This window comes from Pseudonocardia sp. 73-21, assembly GCF_001899645.1.
Classification (GTDB): Bacteria; Actinomycetota; Actinomycetes; order Mycobacteriales; family Pseudonocardiaceae; genus Pseudonocardia.
On record NZ_MKVV01000075.1, the window covers coordinates 23,069 to 38,386 of the forward strand.

The 15,318-nt window shown below is 74.4% G+C and carries 16 protein-coding genes and 1 pseudogene; 10 read left to right on the forward strand and 7 right to left on the reverse strand.

Going from position 1 to position 15,318, the window contains the following annotated elements:
- Nucleotides 1–67 precede the first annotated feature (67 nt).
- The 3 genes from BGP03_RS23620 (at nt 68) to BGP03_RS23630 (ending at nt 2,110) form a co-directional block, all read left to right on the forward strand.
- Complete coding sequence (locus BGP03_RS23620) at nt 68–637, forward strand: GNAT family N-acetyltransferase (RefSeq protein WP_296367329.1); 570 nt, start codon at nt 68–70, stop codon at nt 635–637.
- A gap of 174 nt (nt 638–811) precedes the next feature.
- Nucleotides 812–1,279, forward strand: coding sequence for a hypothetical protein (locus tag BGP03_RS23625; RefSeq protein WP_296367327.1), 468 nt, complete (start codon nt 812–814; stop codon nt 1,277–1,279).
- A gap of 99 nt (nt 1,280–1,378) precedes the next feature.
- Nucleotides 1,379–2,110 (forward strand): ESX secretion-associated protein EspG, encoded by a 732-nt coding sequence (locus tag BGP03_RS23630; RefSeq protein WP_298797489.1) that lies wholly within the window; start codon nt 1,379–1,381, stop codon nt 2,108–2,110.
- A gap of 3 nt (nt 2,111–2,113) precedes the next feature.
- Here BGP03_RS23630 and BGP03_RS23635 read toward each other — a convergent pair whose 3' ends face one another.
- Complete coding sequence (locus tag BGP03_RS23635) at nt 2,114–2,470, reverse strand: hypothetical protein (RefSeq protein WP_296367324.1); 357 nt, start codon at nt 2,468–2,470, stop codon at nt 2,114–2,116.
- A 58-nt stretch (nt 2,471–2,528) separates the two neighbouring features.
- Nucleotides 2,529–3,932 (reverse strand): NAD(P)H-quinone dehydrogenase, encoded by a 1,404-nt coding sequence (locus BGP03_RS23640; RefSeq protein ID WP_296367322.1) that lies wholly within the window; start codon nt 3,930–3,932, stop codon nt 2,529–2,531.
- Nucleotides 3,933–4,002: 70 nt separating this feature from the next.
- On the opposite strand from BGP03_RS23640, the gene BGP03_RS23645 reads away from it, so the two are divergent.
- A complete protein-coding gene (locus tag BGP03_RS23645) occupies nt 4,003–4,452 on the forward strand; it encodes a gamma-glutamylcyclotransferase (protein WP_296367320.1) in 450 nt (149 codons plus the stop codon).
- Nucleotides 4,453–4,546: 94 nt separating this feature from the next.
- Here BGP03_RS23645 and BGP03_RS23650 read toward each other — a convergent pair whose 3' ends face one another.
- Nucleotides 4,547–5,509 (reverse strand): hypothetical protein, encoded by a 963-nt coding sequence (locus tag BGP03_RS23650; protein WP_298797490.1) that lies wholly within the window; start codon nt 5,507–5,509, stop codon nt 4,547–4,549.
- Nucleotides 5,510–5,719: 210 nt separating this feature from the next.
- Nucleotides 5,720–6,958 (reverse strand): amidohydrolase, encoded by a 1,239-nt coding sequence (locus BGP03_RS23655; protein ID WP_298797491.1) that lies wholly within the window; start codon nt 6,956–6,958, stop codon nt 5,720–5,722.
- A 345-nt stretch (nt 6,959–7,303) separates the two neighbouring features.
- On the opposite strand from BGP03_RS23655, the gene BGP03_RS23660 reads away from it, so the two are divergent.
- The 3 genes from BGP03_RS23660 (at nt 7,304) to BGP03_RS23670 (ending at nt 11,443) form a co-directional block, all read left to right on the forward strand.
- Complete coding sequence (locus BGP03_RS23660) at nt 7,304–8,938, forward strand: serine/threonine-protein kinase (protein WP_298797493.1); 1,635 nt, start codon at nt 7,304–7,306, stop codon at nt 8,936–8,938.
- Nucleotides 8,939–8,963: 25 nt separating this feature from the next.
- Complete coding sequence (locus BGP03_RS23665) at nt 8,964–9,755, forward strand: purine-nucleoside phosphorylase (protein WP_298797495.1); 792 nt, start codon at nt 8,964–8,966, stop codon at nt 9,753–9,755.
- A 71-nt stretch (nt 9,756–9,826) separates the two neighbouring features.
- Nucleotides 9,827–11,443 (forward strand): phospho-sugar mutase, encoded by a 1,617-nt coding sequence (locus BGP03_RS23670; RefSeq protein WP_298797511.1) that lies wholly within the window; start codon nt 9,827–9,829, stop codon nt 11,441–11,443.
- On the opposite strand, the gene BGP03_RS23675 is transcribed toward BGP03_RS23670, so the two are convergent.
- Nucleotides 11,433–12,176, reverse strand: coding sequence for an SGNH/GDSL hydrolase family protein (locus BGP03_RS23675; protein WP_296367311.1), 744 nt, complete (start codon nt 12,174–12,176; stop codon nt 11,433–11,435). The genes BGP03_RS23670 and BGP03_RS23675 overlap by 11 nt on opposite strands.
- 75 nt (nt 12,177–12,251) lie before the next feature.
- Here BGP03_RS23675 and BGP03_RS23680 point away from each other — a divergent pair.
- Nucleotides 12,252–12,410 (forward strand): annotated as a pseudogene (locus BGP03_RS23680) (flavodoxin); the annotation flags it as partial.
- Between the two features lie 77 nt (nt 12,411–12,487).
- Entirely contained in the window at nt 12,488–13,081 is a 594-nt protein-coding gene (locus BGP03_RS23685; protein ID WP_298797497.1) for a TetR-like C-terminal domain-containing protein, read from the forward strand.
- 12 nt (nt 13,082–13,093) lie between these two features.
- Here BGP03_RS23685 and upp read toward each other — a convergent pair whose 3' ends face one another.
- Nucleotides 13,094–13,717, reverse strand: coding sequence for a uracil phosphoribosyltransferase (gene upp, locus BGP03_RS23690; RefSeq protein ID WP_296367303.1), 624 nt, complete (start codon nt 13,715–13,717; stop codon nt 13,094–13,096).
- Nucleotides 13,718–13,752: 35 nt separating this feature from the next.
- Between upp and BGP03_RS23695 the strand changes: the two genes are divergently transcribed.
- Nucleotides 13,753–14,403 (forward strand): maleylpyruvate isomerase N-terminal domain-containing protein, encoded by a 651-nt coding sequence (locus BGP03_RS23695; RefSeq protein WP_298797500.1) that lies wholly within the window; start codon nt 13,753–13,755, stop codon nt 14,401–14,403.
- On the opposite strand, the gene BGP03_RS23700 is transcribed toward BGP03_RS23695, so the two are convergent.
- On the reverse strand, nt 14,348–15,301 hold the full coding sequence (locus BGP03_RS23700; protein ID WP_296367299.1) for a haloalkane dehalogenase: 954 nt from the start codon (nt 15,299–15,301) through the stop codon (nt 14,348–14,350). The genes BGP03_RS23695 and BGP03_RS23700 overlap by 56 nt on opposite strands.
- Between the last annotated feature and the right edge of the window lie 17 nt (nt 15,302–15,318).

Here is a 15,318-nt window from a genome sequence, read left to right on the forward strand (position 1 = left end):
GCGACTGCCGTCGCCCGTGCGCGGATAACGGTGTTCCGGCACTGATATCCGCGCACGACCCCCGACCATGGACCCAGTCGAGATCAACGCGGGCGCCTGGTACCTGCGCGCCCTCCGGGCCGACGAGCGGATCGACGACCGGCACGCGGTCGTCGCCTCGTGCGCCGACCCGCACATCCGCCGCTGGCGCCACCGGCCCGCCCCCGACCTCATCGAGGCCGACGCCTACATCCGGCGCCGCGCCCGCGACTGGTCCCGCGACGAGCGCTACACGTGGGCGGTCTGCGAACCGACCACCGGGGAGATGCTCGGCGAGGTCTCGCTCGACGCCGTCGACCTCGCGATGGGCACCGCCGAGGCCGCCTGCTGGGCCCTGCCCGCGGCGCGCGGTCGCGGCATGATCACCACCGCGCTCGGGGCCGTGCTGCGGTTCGGCTTCGGCGGGCTGGGGCTGCAGCGCGTCAGCTACCTGTGGGGTGTCGGCAACGACGCGTCGGGCCGGGTCGCGGAGAAGTGCGGGTTCACCGTGGAGGGCCGGATGCGCTCGGCGTGGGTCGACGGCGAGCGCCGGGTCGACATCATGGTCGCGGGCCGGTTGGCGACGGATGAGTTGACTCCTGACTACACAGCGACTTAACGTCCTCGGGCCAGGTTCTTCCACAGCAACCCGCACCGTGCTGGACAAGTGCATAGCGGAACAGCAGTGATGCCACCCGTGTGACCACCCACGGGGCCCGGTTCCTCCGTCCACCACGCTGGCTCAGCCGCGCCGTGGACACGCCCCCATCCACATCGGCGACCAGGATCCGTCATGCCCCCCGACACCAGCTTCGTGACCACCCACGTCCACACCGACGGGCCGATCCCCGGCCCCCACTCCCTGCTCACCGTCACCGCCGTCGCCCACACGACGGACGGCGACCCGATCGGCTCGTTCACCACCAACGTGCGTGAACTCCCCGGCGCCACCCTCCATCCCGCGTCCCTCCAGCTCTGGAGGCGACGGGCCGAGGACTGGCTCTGCACCCGCCGGGCGAGCCTCCCACCTGCCACCGCGATGTCCGCCCTGACCCGATGGATCGACGATCTGCCGGGCGGGACGGTGTTCGTCACCGACACGGTGGAACCCGACTACCTGTTCCTGTACTGGTACCTCCAACGCTTCACCGGGCGGTGGCCGTTCGACACGACCACCGCCGAGTCGGGTCTGTACGACCGGCTCACCCCCACACCCCAGTGCCCGCTGACCGGTTGCCGGTCGCTGGCCCGGGCGAGCTGACCCGAACGGCCGGTGTGCTGCAGCGCACCGGCCGTTCGCACGTGCGAACCGTTCTCCCGTTCGCCGGATTTCCCGCTGGGCCGGGCCTACCGTCGGGCCATGACCCGGAGCGTGCTCACCGACGTCGAGTTCGACGCGCTGTGGCAGCGGCTGGCGCCGGGGCCCACGCCCGTCGCGCTGCGGCTGCCCTCACCGGGGTGCGCGGCGCCCGGGTGGCACGACGTACGGCGCGCCGGGTGGCAGGCGCTGCGCGCACGGGGGCTGGTGTCGCCGTCGGGGCCCGATCCCGAGACCGTGCGGCTGCTGCGTCTGCTCACCGGTCCGGGGCGGCGGTTCGAGCTGAGGGCGTCGTGGCCGCGGGCGGTGCGGGCGGTGGCGGCCGGCGGGTCCGACGCCGGCGTGCTCGCCGTGCGGCAGGACGCCACCGTCACGCTCGAGCCCTGCGGCTCCCTGACCGCGGCCGTGCTGGGTGTGCTGCCCCGGGCCGGCCCGGGCCCCGGAACGGCATGCACGGTCCCGTCGGCGGTGCTGACGGCCGCGCTGTCCGATCCCGGTCCGTGCCTGCGCATCGCGCTGACCACCCGCGGCGTGGCCCGGCCCGAGGCCGCCCGCCTGGCCACGATGCTGGCCGCCCGGCCGGGGCAGGCCCAGATCGTCGCGACGGAGGTCGACGGCAACGGCGTCGCCCGCCGCCGCGGTGGCGTCCTCGCCGTCCTCGACGGTCCCGACGGCCGCTACCTGCTCACCCGCACGACGGGCTCGGGCGGGTGGAGCACGGTGGCGCCGATCGACCGGCACCGGCTGCACGAGCTGTTGGAGGAGGTCGCATGAGCGTCAACTCGTGAGCTCCCGCGGGCGTCCGGCCACGGCCCCCGCCACGCCGGCCACCACGGTGACGCCGGCGAGCAGGATCGCCACCAGGCCGAGGCCGCCGACGAGGAGCCCGATCGCGGCCGAGGTGAGACCCACGGCCAGACCGGTCCGGGCCACCACCGCGCCGCTGCGGCCCCGCGTCACGAACCGGGCGCCGCCCACGGTGAGCAGGATCGCGACCAGACCGCTGAGCGGCGCGAGCACGCCCAGCGGGGGCAGGAGGAAGAACACGGCGTTGTCGGCGAGCTGGGCGCCGATCGCGGAGACCAGGACGGCACCGACGGGTACGGCGGTGGAGGTGCTCAGTGGTGAGGTCATGCACCGATCGTCGCCGCGGCAGCCGCCGTCGGAATCAGGGATCGCCCCGAGACGACCCTCAGTCGAGGTCGCCGTGGCGCATCAGCTGGCGGCCGGCCTCGGTGATGGAGCCCGACAGCGACGGGTACACCGAGAACGTGTACGCGAGGTCGGCCACGGTCAGGCCGTTCTGCACGGCCAGCGCGATGGGCAGGATCAGCTCGCTGGCCACGGGCGCCACCACCACGCCGCCGACCACCACGCCCGTGGCCGGGCGGCAGAACAGCTTCACGAAGCCGCGGCGCAGGCCCTGCATCTTCGCGCGCGGGTTGGTCGAGAGCGGCAGCATGATCGTCCGGGCGGGCACCTCGCCGGCGTCGATGGCGCGCTGGCTGATGCCGACCGTCGCGATCTCGGGACGGGTGAACACCGCCGCGGCCACGGTCTTCAGCTTGATCGGGGCCACGCCCTCGCCGAGCGCGTGCCACATCGCGATCCGACCCTGCATCGCGGCCACGGAGGCGAGCATCAGCACGCCCGTGCAGTCGCCTGCGGCGTAGACGCCCGGCACGGAGGTGCGCGACACGCGGTCCACGGGGATGAAGCCGCCCCGGCCGGTCTCGATCCCGATCTTCTCCAGGCCCAGGTCGGTGGTGTTGGGCACCGACCCGACCGTCATCAGGGCGTGCGAGCCGTGGATCAGGCGCCCGTCGGCCAGCTCCACCACCACCCCGTCGCCCTCGCGGCGGACGGCCTCGGCGCGGGCCTGGGCGAGGATCTCCACGCCGCGGTCGGCGAACACGTCCTGCAGCACCGCGGAGGCGTCGGCGTCCTCGCCGGGGAGCACGCGGTCGCGGCTGGAGATCAACGTCACGCGCGCGCCCATCTCCACGTAGGCGGACACGAACTCCGCGCCCGTCACACCGGAGCCGACCACGACGAGGTGCTCGGGCAGCTCGGGCAGGTCGTAGAGCTGGCGCCAGGTGAGGATGCGTTCGCCGTCGGGCTTGGCGTCGTCGAGCACGCGGGGGGTGGCGCCGGTGGCGATCAGCACGACGTCGGCCGGGAGCTCCTCGACGTTTCCGTCGCGGGTGCGGGCCTCGACTACGTGCTGGGCGCGTGTGGTGGGCTCGTCGGAGAACGTCGCCGTGCCGCGGACGATGCGCACACCCTCCCGCTCGACGCGCGCACGGATGTCGGCCGACTGGGCCTGGGCGAGGCTCTTGACGCGGGCGTTGACCGTGGGCAGGTCCACCCCCACCGACTGCCGGTCGGCGGTGAGGCCCAGGTCAGGGGCGCGGTGCAGGTCCACCCGGATACCGGCCGAGGAGATGAACGTCTTCGACGGGACGCAGTCGTCGAGGACGCAGGCGCCGCCCATGCCGTCGCGTTCGACGAGCGTGACGTCGCTGCCGTGCTGCGCCGCCACGAGGGCCGCCTCGTAGCCCGCAGGGCCCCCGCCCATGATCACAATGCGCGTCACAGAGGGACGCCCCCTTTCGTGTCCGGTTGCCCGGTCACGGTACGCGGCGGCCTCCCACTACTCTGTGCTGGTGCCGTTGTACGCCGCCTACGGATCGAACATGGATCCGGCCCAGATGAAGGAACGCGCTCCGCACTCGCCCATGGCGGGCACGGGGTGGCTGGTCGGGTGGCGTCTGACGTTCGGGGGTGAGGACTACGCCTGGGAAGGCGCCCTTTCCACCGTCGTCGAGGAGCCCGGGTCGCAGGTGTTCGTCGTGCTCTACGACGTGCCCGACCACGACGCGGCCCAGCTCGACCGCTGGGAGGGTGGCGAGCTCGGCCTGCACAAGAAGCTCCGTCTGCGGGTGCACACGCTCGAGGGCGACGTCCTGGCGTGGATCTACGTGCTCAACGCCTACGAGGGTGGCGAGCCCAGCGCCCGCTACCTGGGCGTCCTGGCGGACGCGGCCGAACACGCCGGCGCCCCCGACGACTACGTGGCGGCCCTCCGCAACCGTCCCAGCAGCAAGTCCGTCTAACCCCGGAGCCCCCGCGAGTCGGGCCCTCCGTGCGCGCGAGTCGGGCCCTCCGTGCGCGCGAGTCGGGCCCTCCGTGCGCGGGGCGGAGCGTGGCTCACGCCCCGCGCAGGTACCCGTCACGATGACGCCGTCCGCGCAGCATCCCGACCTCGCGCCGCGATGTGTCGACCCCTCGCGCACGGAACGCGTCGTCCAGTGCGCGCTCGAACGGGGCGGGGTCCTTCAGGTCGTCGGCCCAGAGAGTGATGACGATCCATCCGCGGCGCCGGAGATCCTCGGCGCGGGCGTCGTCCTCCACCGTGCGGTCGACGTGGAACGTGTAGCCGTTGTACTCGACGACGATGCGGAGTTCGGGCCAGGCCAGGTCGAGCCGACGGATCTCCCGACCGTCCGGACCTCGCAGCCGCCAGTTCACCTCCGGCGTCGGGAATCCGGAGTCGACGATCCGCCAGAGGAGCCAGCTCTCGGCGGGTGACTCGGCCAGCCCCGTGGCCACCTCCAGCAGGCGCGCACCACGCCGCGCTCCCCGGGGATCCCGACGACGACGGAGCCGCGACGCCACCTCGGCACGGAACCGCTCACGCACCGCTGGATCGATCATCGCCAACACCTCGTCTGCGACGGCCAGCGCGTCGGGCGGCGTACTCGTGCACAGCACGTCGGTCAGCGTCCTCTCCAGCCCGAGCACCGGCAGGCCGTGGAGCTGCAGCCGGTCGTCGTCCGGTAGCGGTCCGTTGTGAACGACCAGCCCCGGACGGCGCCGGAGCCAGTGGCCGTAGGGCGCCATCATGTGGACCGGCGTGACGGGCACCGCCGTGCAACCGTGCAGCGCCGCGGCGGTGGGGCCGGCCAGGACCACATCCGACCCTCCGAGCTGCACCGCCGCCGGCGCGATGGTGAGCGGGTCGGCCGCCCGGGCCGTCTCGATGAGGACACCTGACCACGGTGTGGACCACTCACCGAACTCCTGGGCCCGCCGAACGCGATAGGCGCCGAAGGTCGCGACGGCGTCCGCCCGCCGAAAGGCGCCGTGGAGTCCGATACCGATGTGATCCATGGCACGACGGTGACCGATCCCGGCGCCGTCGGAAAGGCCGGTTCCCGAGCTGTGGATGGACCAGTGCCGATGGGGACAACTCGGGCGACGCAGTCAGATCCCGACTCGGTCGCACGCAGACCCCGACTCGCGGACGTAGAGACCCCGACTCGCGGGGTGGGGTGGGGGTCGCGCTCGCCCCGGGGGTGCTGCCCCGGGGCGAGCGGAGTTCTAGTGGGTGAGGGCGGCCAGGGCCGCGTTCACCATCACGCGCACGCCGAAGGGCAGGGCACGCTCGTCCAGGTCGAAGGTGGGCTGGTGGATGTCGCGCATCGGGCCGACGCCGGACCAGACGCCGAGCCGGGCCATCGCCCCGTCGGTGTGCTCCAGGTACCAGGCGAAGTCCTCGCCACCGCTGGACTGCTCGGTGCTCGTGGACGCGTCCGGACCGAGGACGGCGACGGCGGCATCGGCGAGCATGCCCGCACTGACCGCCTCGTTGACCACCGGCGGCACGCCGCGGACGTGGTCGAGCACGTAACCCACACCCAGGGGCGCGAGGACGGCCGCGACGAGCGACCGCATCTTGTCCTCGAGCTCGTTCCAGGTGGCGTGGTCGGCGGTGCGCAGGGTGCCGCGCAGCAGACCGTGCTGCGGGATGGCGTTGGCCGCCTCGCCGGCGTGCGCCGCGCCCCAGACCAGGACGGTGCCCGAGCGCGGATCCACCTGGCGGGTGAGCAGCAGCGGCAGCTGGGTGATGAGCAGCCCCATCGCCTCGACGAGGTCGGCCGTGAGGTGCGGGCGCGAGGTGTGGCCGCCCGGCGAGGTGAGCCGGATCTCCAGCACGTCGCAGGCCGAGGTGATCGGGCCGACCCGGGTGCCGAGCTTGCCGACCTCCAGGCGGGGGTCGCAGTGCAGCGCGAACGCCCGCTCGACGCCCTCCATGGCGCCGTCGGCCACCATGTCGAGCGCGCCACCGGGCTGGAGCTCCTCGGCGGGCTGGAAGATCAGCCGGACGCGGCCGGGCAGCGACGGCGCGGACGCCAGCGCGAGGGCGGCACCGAGCAGGATCGACGTGTGGGCGTCGTGACCGCAGGCGTGCGAGACCCCGTCGACGGTGGACGCGAACGGCAGGCCGGTGTCCTCCTGCAGGGGCAGGGCGTCGAGGTCGGCCCGCAGGGCGACGCAGCGTTCGCCGTAGCCGATGTCACAGACGAGCCCGGTGCCGCCCGGGAGGGTGCGGGGCTCGAGGCCGGCCGCCATGAGATGCCGCTTGATCATCGCGGTGGTGCGGTGCTCGGAGCGGGCGAGCTCCGGTACCGAGTGCAGGGAGCGGCGCCAGGCCACGACGTCGGAGCGGTGGGTCCCCAGCCAGGCGTCGAGCCAGGCGGGGCCACTGCCCGCGCCGAGGTCGGCGACGACGGGTTCGACCGGAGGCAGGAGGTCGTTGTGCGCGTCCAACAAGGTCACTGCACACCTCCGAGCATCGGTGCTGCGCTGTCGTGCATCGGGTAATGGTGCTCACCCGGACGGCGGTGTACCAAGTCGAAAGCGGGGTTATCCGGAAACGCTCGCCGAGGGGTGGCGGATCTGCTGCGGACGGGCCCGGAACCGTCGTCGAACGGTCGGGCGGCGCCACGACGAACGGGAGGTTGCGGCCGTTCGTCGCAGGTCGCGGGGCTGCAGGGCCCCGTGCGGGTGATGTACGTTGCCCGATCCGGTCGCCCCCGACACGTGGCCGACGACGAACGGCACCCGGAGCCGAGCGAGGGGGGCGACAGCACAGCGTGAGCAGCGGCTGGTCAGAATGGGTACGTGTCACAGGACAGCCCTGACCAGGAGCGCCGCATCGGCGGCCGCTACCGGCTGTCCGCGCACCTGGGCAGCGGTGCGATGGGCACCGTCTGGTCGGGCTACGACGAGGTGCTGCAGCGCCGCGTGGCGGTCAAGGAACTCAAGGTACCGCCGGGCGTTCCGTCGCAGGAGGCCCTGGACCTGCGCGAGCGCATCATGCGGGAGGCCCGGGCGCTCGGCGGGCTCTCGCACCCCAACGTCATCACCGTGTTCGACGTCGTCGACAACGACGGCGACCCGATGGTCGTGCTCGAACTGGTGCCCTCGCGCAACCTGGCCACGATGATCGGCGAGCAGGGCTCGCTCACGATCCAGCAGGCCGCGGTGGTGGGGTTCGCCACCGCCGGTGGGCTGCGCGCCGCCCACCGGGCGGGCATCACCCACCGCGACGTGAAGCCCGGCAACGTCCTCGTCGCCGACGACGGCCGCGTGAAGCTCACCGACTTCGGCATCGCCCGCAACTCCGCCGACGCCCCGATGACCAGCATCGGCCTCGTACTCGGGTCGCCGGCGTACATCGCGCCCGAGGTGGCGGCGGGCCAGGCCGTCACGCCCGCGGCCGACCTGTGGGGGCTCGGCGCCACGCTGTTCGCGGCCGTCGAGGGTCGCCCGCCCTACGACGTGCACGGCGATCCCGTGTCCACCATCACCGAGGTGGTGGACGGCGACGTGCCGCGGCCCCGGGGTTCCGGGCCGGTCGTCGACGTCATCGTGGCCCTGATGAAGAAGGACCCGGACGCCCGGATGCCGCTGGAGGAGGTCCGCCAGCGCCTGCGCCCGCTCATCGACGACCCGGACGACCCGCTGTATCCGGGCTCCCCCGACGCCCCGACGATGGCGTCGGCCGTCCAGAAGGGGGTGCGGGCGGCCCTGCGACCGCCCGCCCAGGCGCCCGCCCCGGCCCCGCGACCCCCGGTGGCCACGAGCACCCGGCCGCCCTCGGTCCCGGCGCCGCTCGCGGCCGCCCCGGGTCCTCTGCCCGTCCCCCACCGCGCGCGCCAGACCCCGCCGGTACGCCGCACCAGCGCGACCCTGGAGCCGTCCCGCAACTCGCCGTGGGTCGCCGCCGGCATCGCCGTCGCGGGCGCCGCGGTGGTGCTGGCCGGCGCGGCGGCCGGCTGGACCGTCACCCGGCTGGTGGGCGGGCAGTCCCCGCTGACCACCGTGAACGTGACGACGGTGGGCACGCCACTGACCGTGTACCGCGACGATCTGGGCTTCACGATCTCCGCTCCCACGGACTGGACCGAGTACCGCAGCGTGCCGGCCGACGGGGAGCCGTCGGTGAGCTTCCTCAGCCCCGACGGCACGGAGGTGCTGACGGTGGCGCAGGAGAAGTCCACCGACATCGCGAAGGCCGTGGGCGACGGGTCCACCGTGTACCTGCTCGAGCCGGCGAGCGACGTCCTCGGCGCGCCGGCGGGGGCCCAGCAGCTGTCCTACCGCGACGACCTGCGCACGTCGTGGCGGATGGTCGTGCCCGGTTCGCCGACGGCGTGGTCGGTCACCCTGACCGTGCCGCGGGCGGGCGCCGGGTCGCGCTCGGCCGACCTGTTCGACGAACTGGCGCGCGGGTTCACCACCACCGCGGCCTGATCCGGGGCCCGTAGGCTCCGGCACCATGAGCGACCCAGCCTCCCCCGCAGCCGCCGCCGCCGCGATCGCCGACGCCACCGGTGTGGCCTCCCACGACGTGGCCGTCGTGCTGGGCTCGGGATGGCGGCCCGCCGCCGATCTGATCGGCGAGCCCACCCACGAGATCGCGATGGCCGACCTGCCCGGTTTCCTCGCCCCCACCGTCGCCGGGCACGGCGGCACGATCCGCTCGGTCCCGGTCGGGGAACGCCGCGCGCTGGTCCTGCTGGGCCGCACGCACCTGTACGAGGGCCACGGCGTCGAGGCGGTGGCGCACGGGGTGCGCACGATCGCCGCCGCGGGCTGCCGCACGGTGGTGCTGACCAACGCCGCCGGCGGCATCCGCGAGGGCATGCATGTGGGCGAGCCGGTGCTGATCTCCGACCACCTCAACCTGCTCGCCACCTCCCCGCTCGTCGGCCCGCGCTTCACCGACCTCACCGACCTCTACTCCCCGAAGCTGCGGGCGCTGGCCCGGGAGATCGACCCGAGCCTCACCGAGGGCGTCTACGCGGGGCTGCCCGGGCCGCACTTCGAGACGCCCGCGGAGATCCGCATGCTGCGCGGGCTCGGCGCCGACCTGGTGGGCATGTCGACGGTGCTGGAGGCCGTCGTGGCGCGCGCGGAGGGCGTCGAGGTGTTCGGGCTGTCGCTGGTCACGAACCTCGCGGCGGGCATGACGGGCGAGCCGCTCGACCACCTGGAGGTGCTCGCGGCCGGCGCCGCGTCCGCGGGGCGGATGGGCGGGCTGCTGCGCGAGCTGGTCGCGCGGTCGTGAGCGGAGATCAGGGCACCGGAACTGATTTCCGCGCACGGTCGGGTCTGCCCTCCTCCCTCCGCGACGCGGCGATGCGCTGGATCGCCGACGACCCCGACCAGGCCTCCCGCGACGAGCTCACCCGCGTGCTCGCGAACGCGATGGGCGCCGCCCCCGGAGCCGTCGACGACCTGGCCGACCGCATGTCCGGGATGCTGCGCTTCGGCACCGCCGGGCTGCGCGGGCCGGTGCGCGCCGGGCCCGCGGGCATGAACGTGGCCGTCGTGCGGCGGGCGACGGCCGGACTGGCGGCCTGGCTCGGCCGGGGTGGTCCGCGCGGCACGGTCGTCGTGGGTCGCGACGCCCGCCACGGCTCCGAGGCGTTCTGCGCCGCGGCCGCCGAGGTGCTGGCCGGTGCCGGGTTCACCGTCCGCGTGCTGCCCTCGCCCCTGCCCACCCCCGTCCTGGCGTTCGCCGTGCGGGAGCTCAGCGCCGTCGCGGGTGTGCAGATCACGGCGTCGCACAATCCGCCCGCCGACAACGGCTACAAGGTCTACCTCGCCGACGGCGCGCAGCTCGCCCCGCCGTCGGACGCGGAGATCGAGGCGGCGATCACGGCGGCCCCGCCCGCGATCTCTGTCCCGACCGCAGCGGGCGCTGTCCCACAGGACGTCACCGAGGCCTACCTCGACCGCGTCGGCCGCCTGCCCCGCGGCACCGCCCGCACCCTGCGGATCGCGCTGACCCCGATGCACGGCGTGGGCGGCGAGACCGCGGTGCTCGCGCTGCGCCGGGCCGGGTTCACCGACGTGCACGTCGTCGCGTCGCAGGCCGCGCCGGATCCCGACTTCCCGACGGTCACCTTCCCCAACCCCGAGGAGCCGGGCGCCACCGACGCGCTGCTCGCCCTGGCCGCCGAGGTCGACGCCGACCTCGCCATCGCCCTCGATCCCGACGCCGACCGCTGCGCGCTGGGCGTCCCGGATCGCACGCGGACCCCGGCCCGGGCGCACGCGGACCCCGACTCGCGGGGTGGGGGGGCCGCCACCTGGCGCATGCTCACCGGCGACGAGACGGGCGGGCTGCTGGGCGACCACCTGCTCCGCTCGGGCGGCTACCCCGACCCGCTGGTGGCCACCACCGTCGTGTCGTCGTCGATGCTGGCGTCGGTAGCGGCCGGCTACGGGGCCCGCTTCGCCGAGACCCTCACCGGATTCAAGTGGATCGTCCGCGGCGGGCCGGGCCTGGTGTTCGGCTACGAGGAGGCACTGGGCTACTGCGTCGACCCCGACGCCGTGCGCGACAAGGACGGCATCGCCGCGGCCGTGCTGGCCTGCGACCTCGCCGCCACGCTGAAGGCCGCCGGAGCCGACCTGGACGACCGCCTCGACGAGCTCGCCGTCGCCCACGGGGTGCACGCCACGCTCGGCGTCTCGCTGCGGATGGAGCCCGCGGCCCGGGACGCGGCGGTCGAGCGGCTGCGCGCACGGCCCCCGGAGGGCTGGTCGGTGGCCCGCCCCGCCCCTGACGTCCTCGTGCTGCGCCGGGACGGCGAGCGGCTCGTCATCCGGCCGTCGGGCACGGAGCCGAAGCTCAAGGCGTACCTGGAGGTGGTCGAGCCCGTGACCGACCTCGCGGTGGCGAAGGCGACGGCCGCCACCCGGCTGGAGGCGCTGCGCAGGGAGGTCGACGCGCTGCTCAGTGCCTGATCGTCACGAACGACCTGATCTCCCGCTCCCATATCGCGGCGATCTTGCGGTAGCCGGCGGCGGAGGGGTGCAGGCCGTCCGCGACGTCGCCGGGCCCCAGCAGCGTGGACGTGTCGACGAACGTGACGGGCTCCCCCGCCGACCGGTGCCGCGCCACGACGGCCGCGGCGAGCCGCGCGTACTCCGCGCGGGCGGGCAGCCGGCTCCGCAGCGGCGCCCAGACCCCGGCGACGATCACGCCCGCGGTCGAGGTGGAGCGGATGGTGCGGAGCATCGTGTCCAGACGCTGCGCGACGACGGCGGGCGGGACGCCGGTGATCAGGTCGTTCGTGCCCACCTGCAGGAGCACGACGTCGGGGCGCTGGCGGGCCATCCAGCCCGCCACCAGCGGCTGCATCCGCGCCATCGTCCAGCCGCCGTGCCCCTCGTGGTCGCGGTCGGGCATCGCCGCGGGCCCGGACTGCTGGGAGCCGACCATGTCGTAGGCGATGCCGTCGCGGGCGAGCAGGGACTCCAGCGGCCAGCGGAACCCGGCGGTGCCGAGGCTGCCGGCCCCGACCGTGCTGGAGCTGCCCAGCGGCATGATCCGTAGCGCCCGCACCGAGGGGGTGTCGGCCGCCGGGGAGATCGCCCGCGGATCGACACCGGCGTCGGAGCGGACGCCGAACCCCGTCACGAGCACGACGGCGACGATCCCCAGCAGGCCACCGACCCGTCCGAGTCGTCGACGCATCCCCCTACCCCCTCGCTACAACCGTGGGATCGGTGCACCCCACGGCCGCGTTACCCGCATGCGGCTGCATGGCCCGTGGCCCGGCTGCTGATCGTGCACCACACACCGCCACCCGCGACGGCCGAGTTGTTCGACGCGGTGGTGAACGGTGCGTGCCACCCCGACGTCACGGGCGTCGAGGTCGTGCGCCGGGCGGCGCCGGCCGCCACCGCGACCGACCTCCCCGCCGCCGACGACGCACGGAACGCCTGCTCGGAGGTCCCTCCGGTGCTAGCAGCCGCGATCATGGACGATGCGGGTTAACCTTCGGCATGGCTCGGTCGAAGATCCACGACGAGAAGCTGCGGGTCTGCCTTCTCCGCCGGGCCGGTGAGATCGTCTCGCACGACGGGCTGGGCGGACTGAGCGTGCGGTCCCTGGCGCGCGACTGCGCCACATCCACGACCGCGGTCTACGCGCTGTTCGGCGGCAAGGACGGCCTGCTCACCGCCCTGTTCGACGAGGCGTTCGACCGACTGCGCCGCCGGCTCGCCTCCGTCCTCCCGGGCGACGACGCCCTCGACGACGTGGTGCGCACGGGCCTCGCCTACCGCGAGAGCGCGCTGGAGGACCCCCACCTCTTCACGCTGATGTTCGACGGCCCCACGCTGCTGTCCGCCTCCGCCGCGGCCCGCACCGTGGCGGGCACCGCGCTGGGCCCGCTGCGCGAGGCGGTGGACCGGGCCGTCGACGAGAAGGCGCTGCGGCCCGACACCGACGCCGCCACCGCGTCGGTGACGCTGTGGACCACGGTGCACGGCTGGGCCACGCTGCAGATGCGCGGCTTTCTGCCCCCGGGCGCGGCCGACCGGCTGGAGTCGGCGCTCCACAGCGTTCTGGACGGCTGGCGGGCGGAAGCCGCCTGAGTCGGACGACCCTCAGACAGCCCCGAACTGGCGGTCGCCCGCGTCACCCAGCCCCGGGACGATGTAGGCCGAGTCGTTGAGCCGCTCGTCGATGCTCGCCGTGACCAGCCGGACCGGCAGGCCGCTGCCCCCGAGGTAGGCGATGCCCTCCGGAGCGGCGAGCACGCAGATCGCCGTGACGTCCGACGCGCCGCGCTCGCTGAGCAGCCGGATGGTGTGGGCCATGGAGCCGCCGGTGGCCAACATCGGGTCGAGCACGAACACCGGGCGGCTCGTGAGCGACTCGGGCAGCGACTCCATGTACGGCGTGGGCTGGTGGGTCTCCTCGTCACGCGCGATGCCGACGAACCCCATCTGGGCCTCCGGCATCAGGGCCTGCGCGGCGTCGACCATGCCGAGCCCGGCCCGCAGCACGGGCACCAGCAGCGGCGGGTTGGCCAGCCGGTAGCCGGTGGTGCGCGCCACCGGCGTCAGCAGCGGAGCGGTGGCCTCCGGCGCGTCGCGGGTGGCCTCGTAGATCAGCATCAGGGTGAGGTCACGCAGCGCGGCGCGGAACGCGGCGTTGTCGGTGCGCGCGTCGCGCATCGTCGAGAGGCGGGCCCTGGCCAGTGGGTGGTCGACGACGCGGACATCCATGGCGGTGAGGCTATCCCGGCTGCGATGCTCCACCGATGCTGGACGAGCTCTACGAACGGTCCCGGTCGCGCACCACCGATCTCGCCGGGGCGCTCACGTCCGCGCAGCTCGACGCGACCGTGCCCGCCACCCCGCTGTGGTCGGCGCGGGAGCTGCTCGCCCACCTGGCCGGGGCCGCGTCCGACGCCGTGGCCGGGCGCGTCGACGGGGTGGGCTCCCCGCCGTGGACGGCCGCGCAGGTCGCGACCCGCGCCGGACGGCCGCTCGACGAGGTGCTCGCCGAGTGGGCCGGGGCCGGGCCGCAGGTCGCCGCCGCGCTGGACGCCCGGCGGATGAACGCCCTGATCGTGCACGACGCGCTCACCCACGAGGCCGACCTGCGCGAGGCGTTCGGGCTGGGCACCCCGCCCGCCGACGACGTCGCCGCGGCGCTGGACCACCTCGCCCGCGGGATCTGCCGGCGCAGCCCGCAGGCGCTCGTGCTGCGGGCCGACGGAGCCGAGTGGTCCGGCGGTGGCGGCACCCCGACGGTCGCCGAGACCACCCCGTACGAGCTCTACCGCGGCCTCATCAGTAGGCGCAGCCGGGCGCAGATGCGCGCGTGGACGTGGTCGGGCGATCCCGGGCCGTTCATCGAGGCACTTCCGGCGTTCGGCCCGTGTGCGGTGGACCAGCCTGCGCCCTGAAGCGCACCACCTCGGCCGCCAGCGCCGGGCCTGCATCCTCCTGGAGGAAGTGCCCGGCACCGGTGATCGTCGGGTGTTCGCGGCCGGCCGCGCCGGGCATCCGCTCCCGCAGGACCGGCTCCATCGCCGCCGTGATCGGGTCCCCGTCGCTGAACGCACAGAGGAACGGCAGGTCCAGCTCGGCCAGCGTGGCCCAGGCCGCGCGGTTGGCCTCCGTCGACGGGTCGTCGGGGCGGGTCGGCACGAGCAGCGGCATGGCCCGCGGGCCGGCCTTGTAGGTCTCGTCGGGGAACGGTGCGTCGTAGGCCGCCCGGACCTCCGGGGTGAACCGCGTCCGGCACCCGGACTGCACGAGCCGTGCCACGTCCAGTTCCGGCGCCTTCTCCACGGCGCGCCGGAACTCCCACCAGACCGCCGGCATGTCCACGTCCCCCGTCGGCAGGCCGGTGTTGGCCGCGACGACGGCGGCGAACCGGTCGCCGTGTCCCGACGTCACGGTCTCGGCCACCAGCCGCAGCCCGATCAGCCCGCCCCAGTCCTGCGCCACCAGCGTCACGTCGCGGAGGTCGAGCACGTCGAACGCCAGCGCGCGCACCCACTCGACGTGCCGGGCGTAGCTGTGGTCGCCGATCGCGGCGGGCTTGTCCGACCGTCCGAACCCGACGAGGTCCGGGGCGATCGCCCGGAACCCCGCCGCGGCGAGCACCGGCAGCATCGTCCGGTAGAGGTAGGACCAGCTCGGCTCCCCGTGCAGGAGCAGGACCACGGGCCCGTCGGCCGGCCCGTCCTCGATCCACGCCATCCGCAGCGAGCCCCCGTCGCCGTCGGGGACGGAGGCGTAGTGGGGCGGGAACCCGAAATCGGGGAACCGCTCGTCAGGAGTGCGGAGGGAGAGCATGGCCAGATCCTGACACG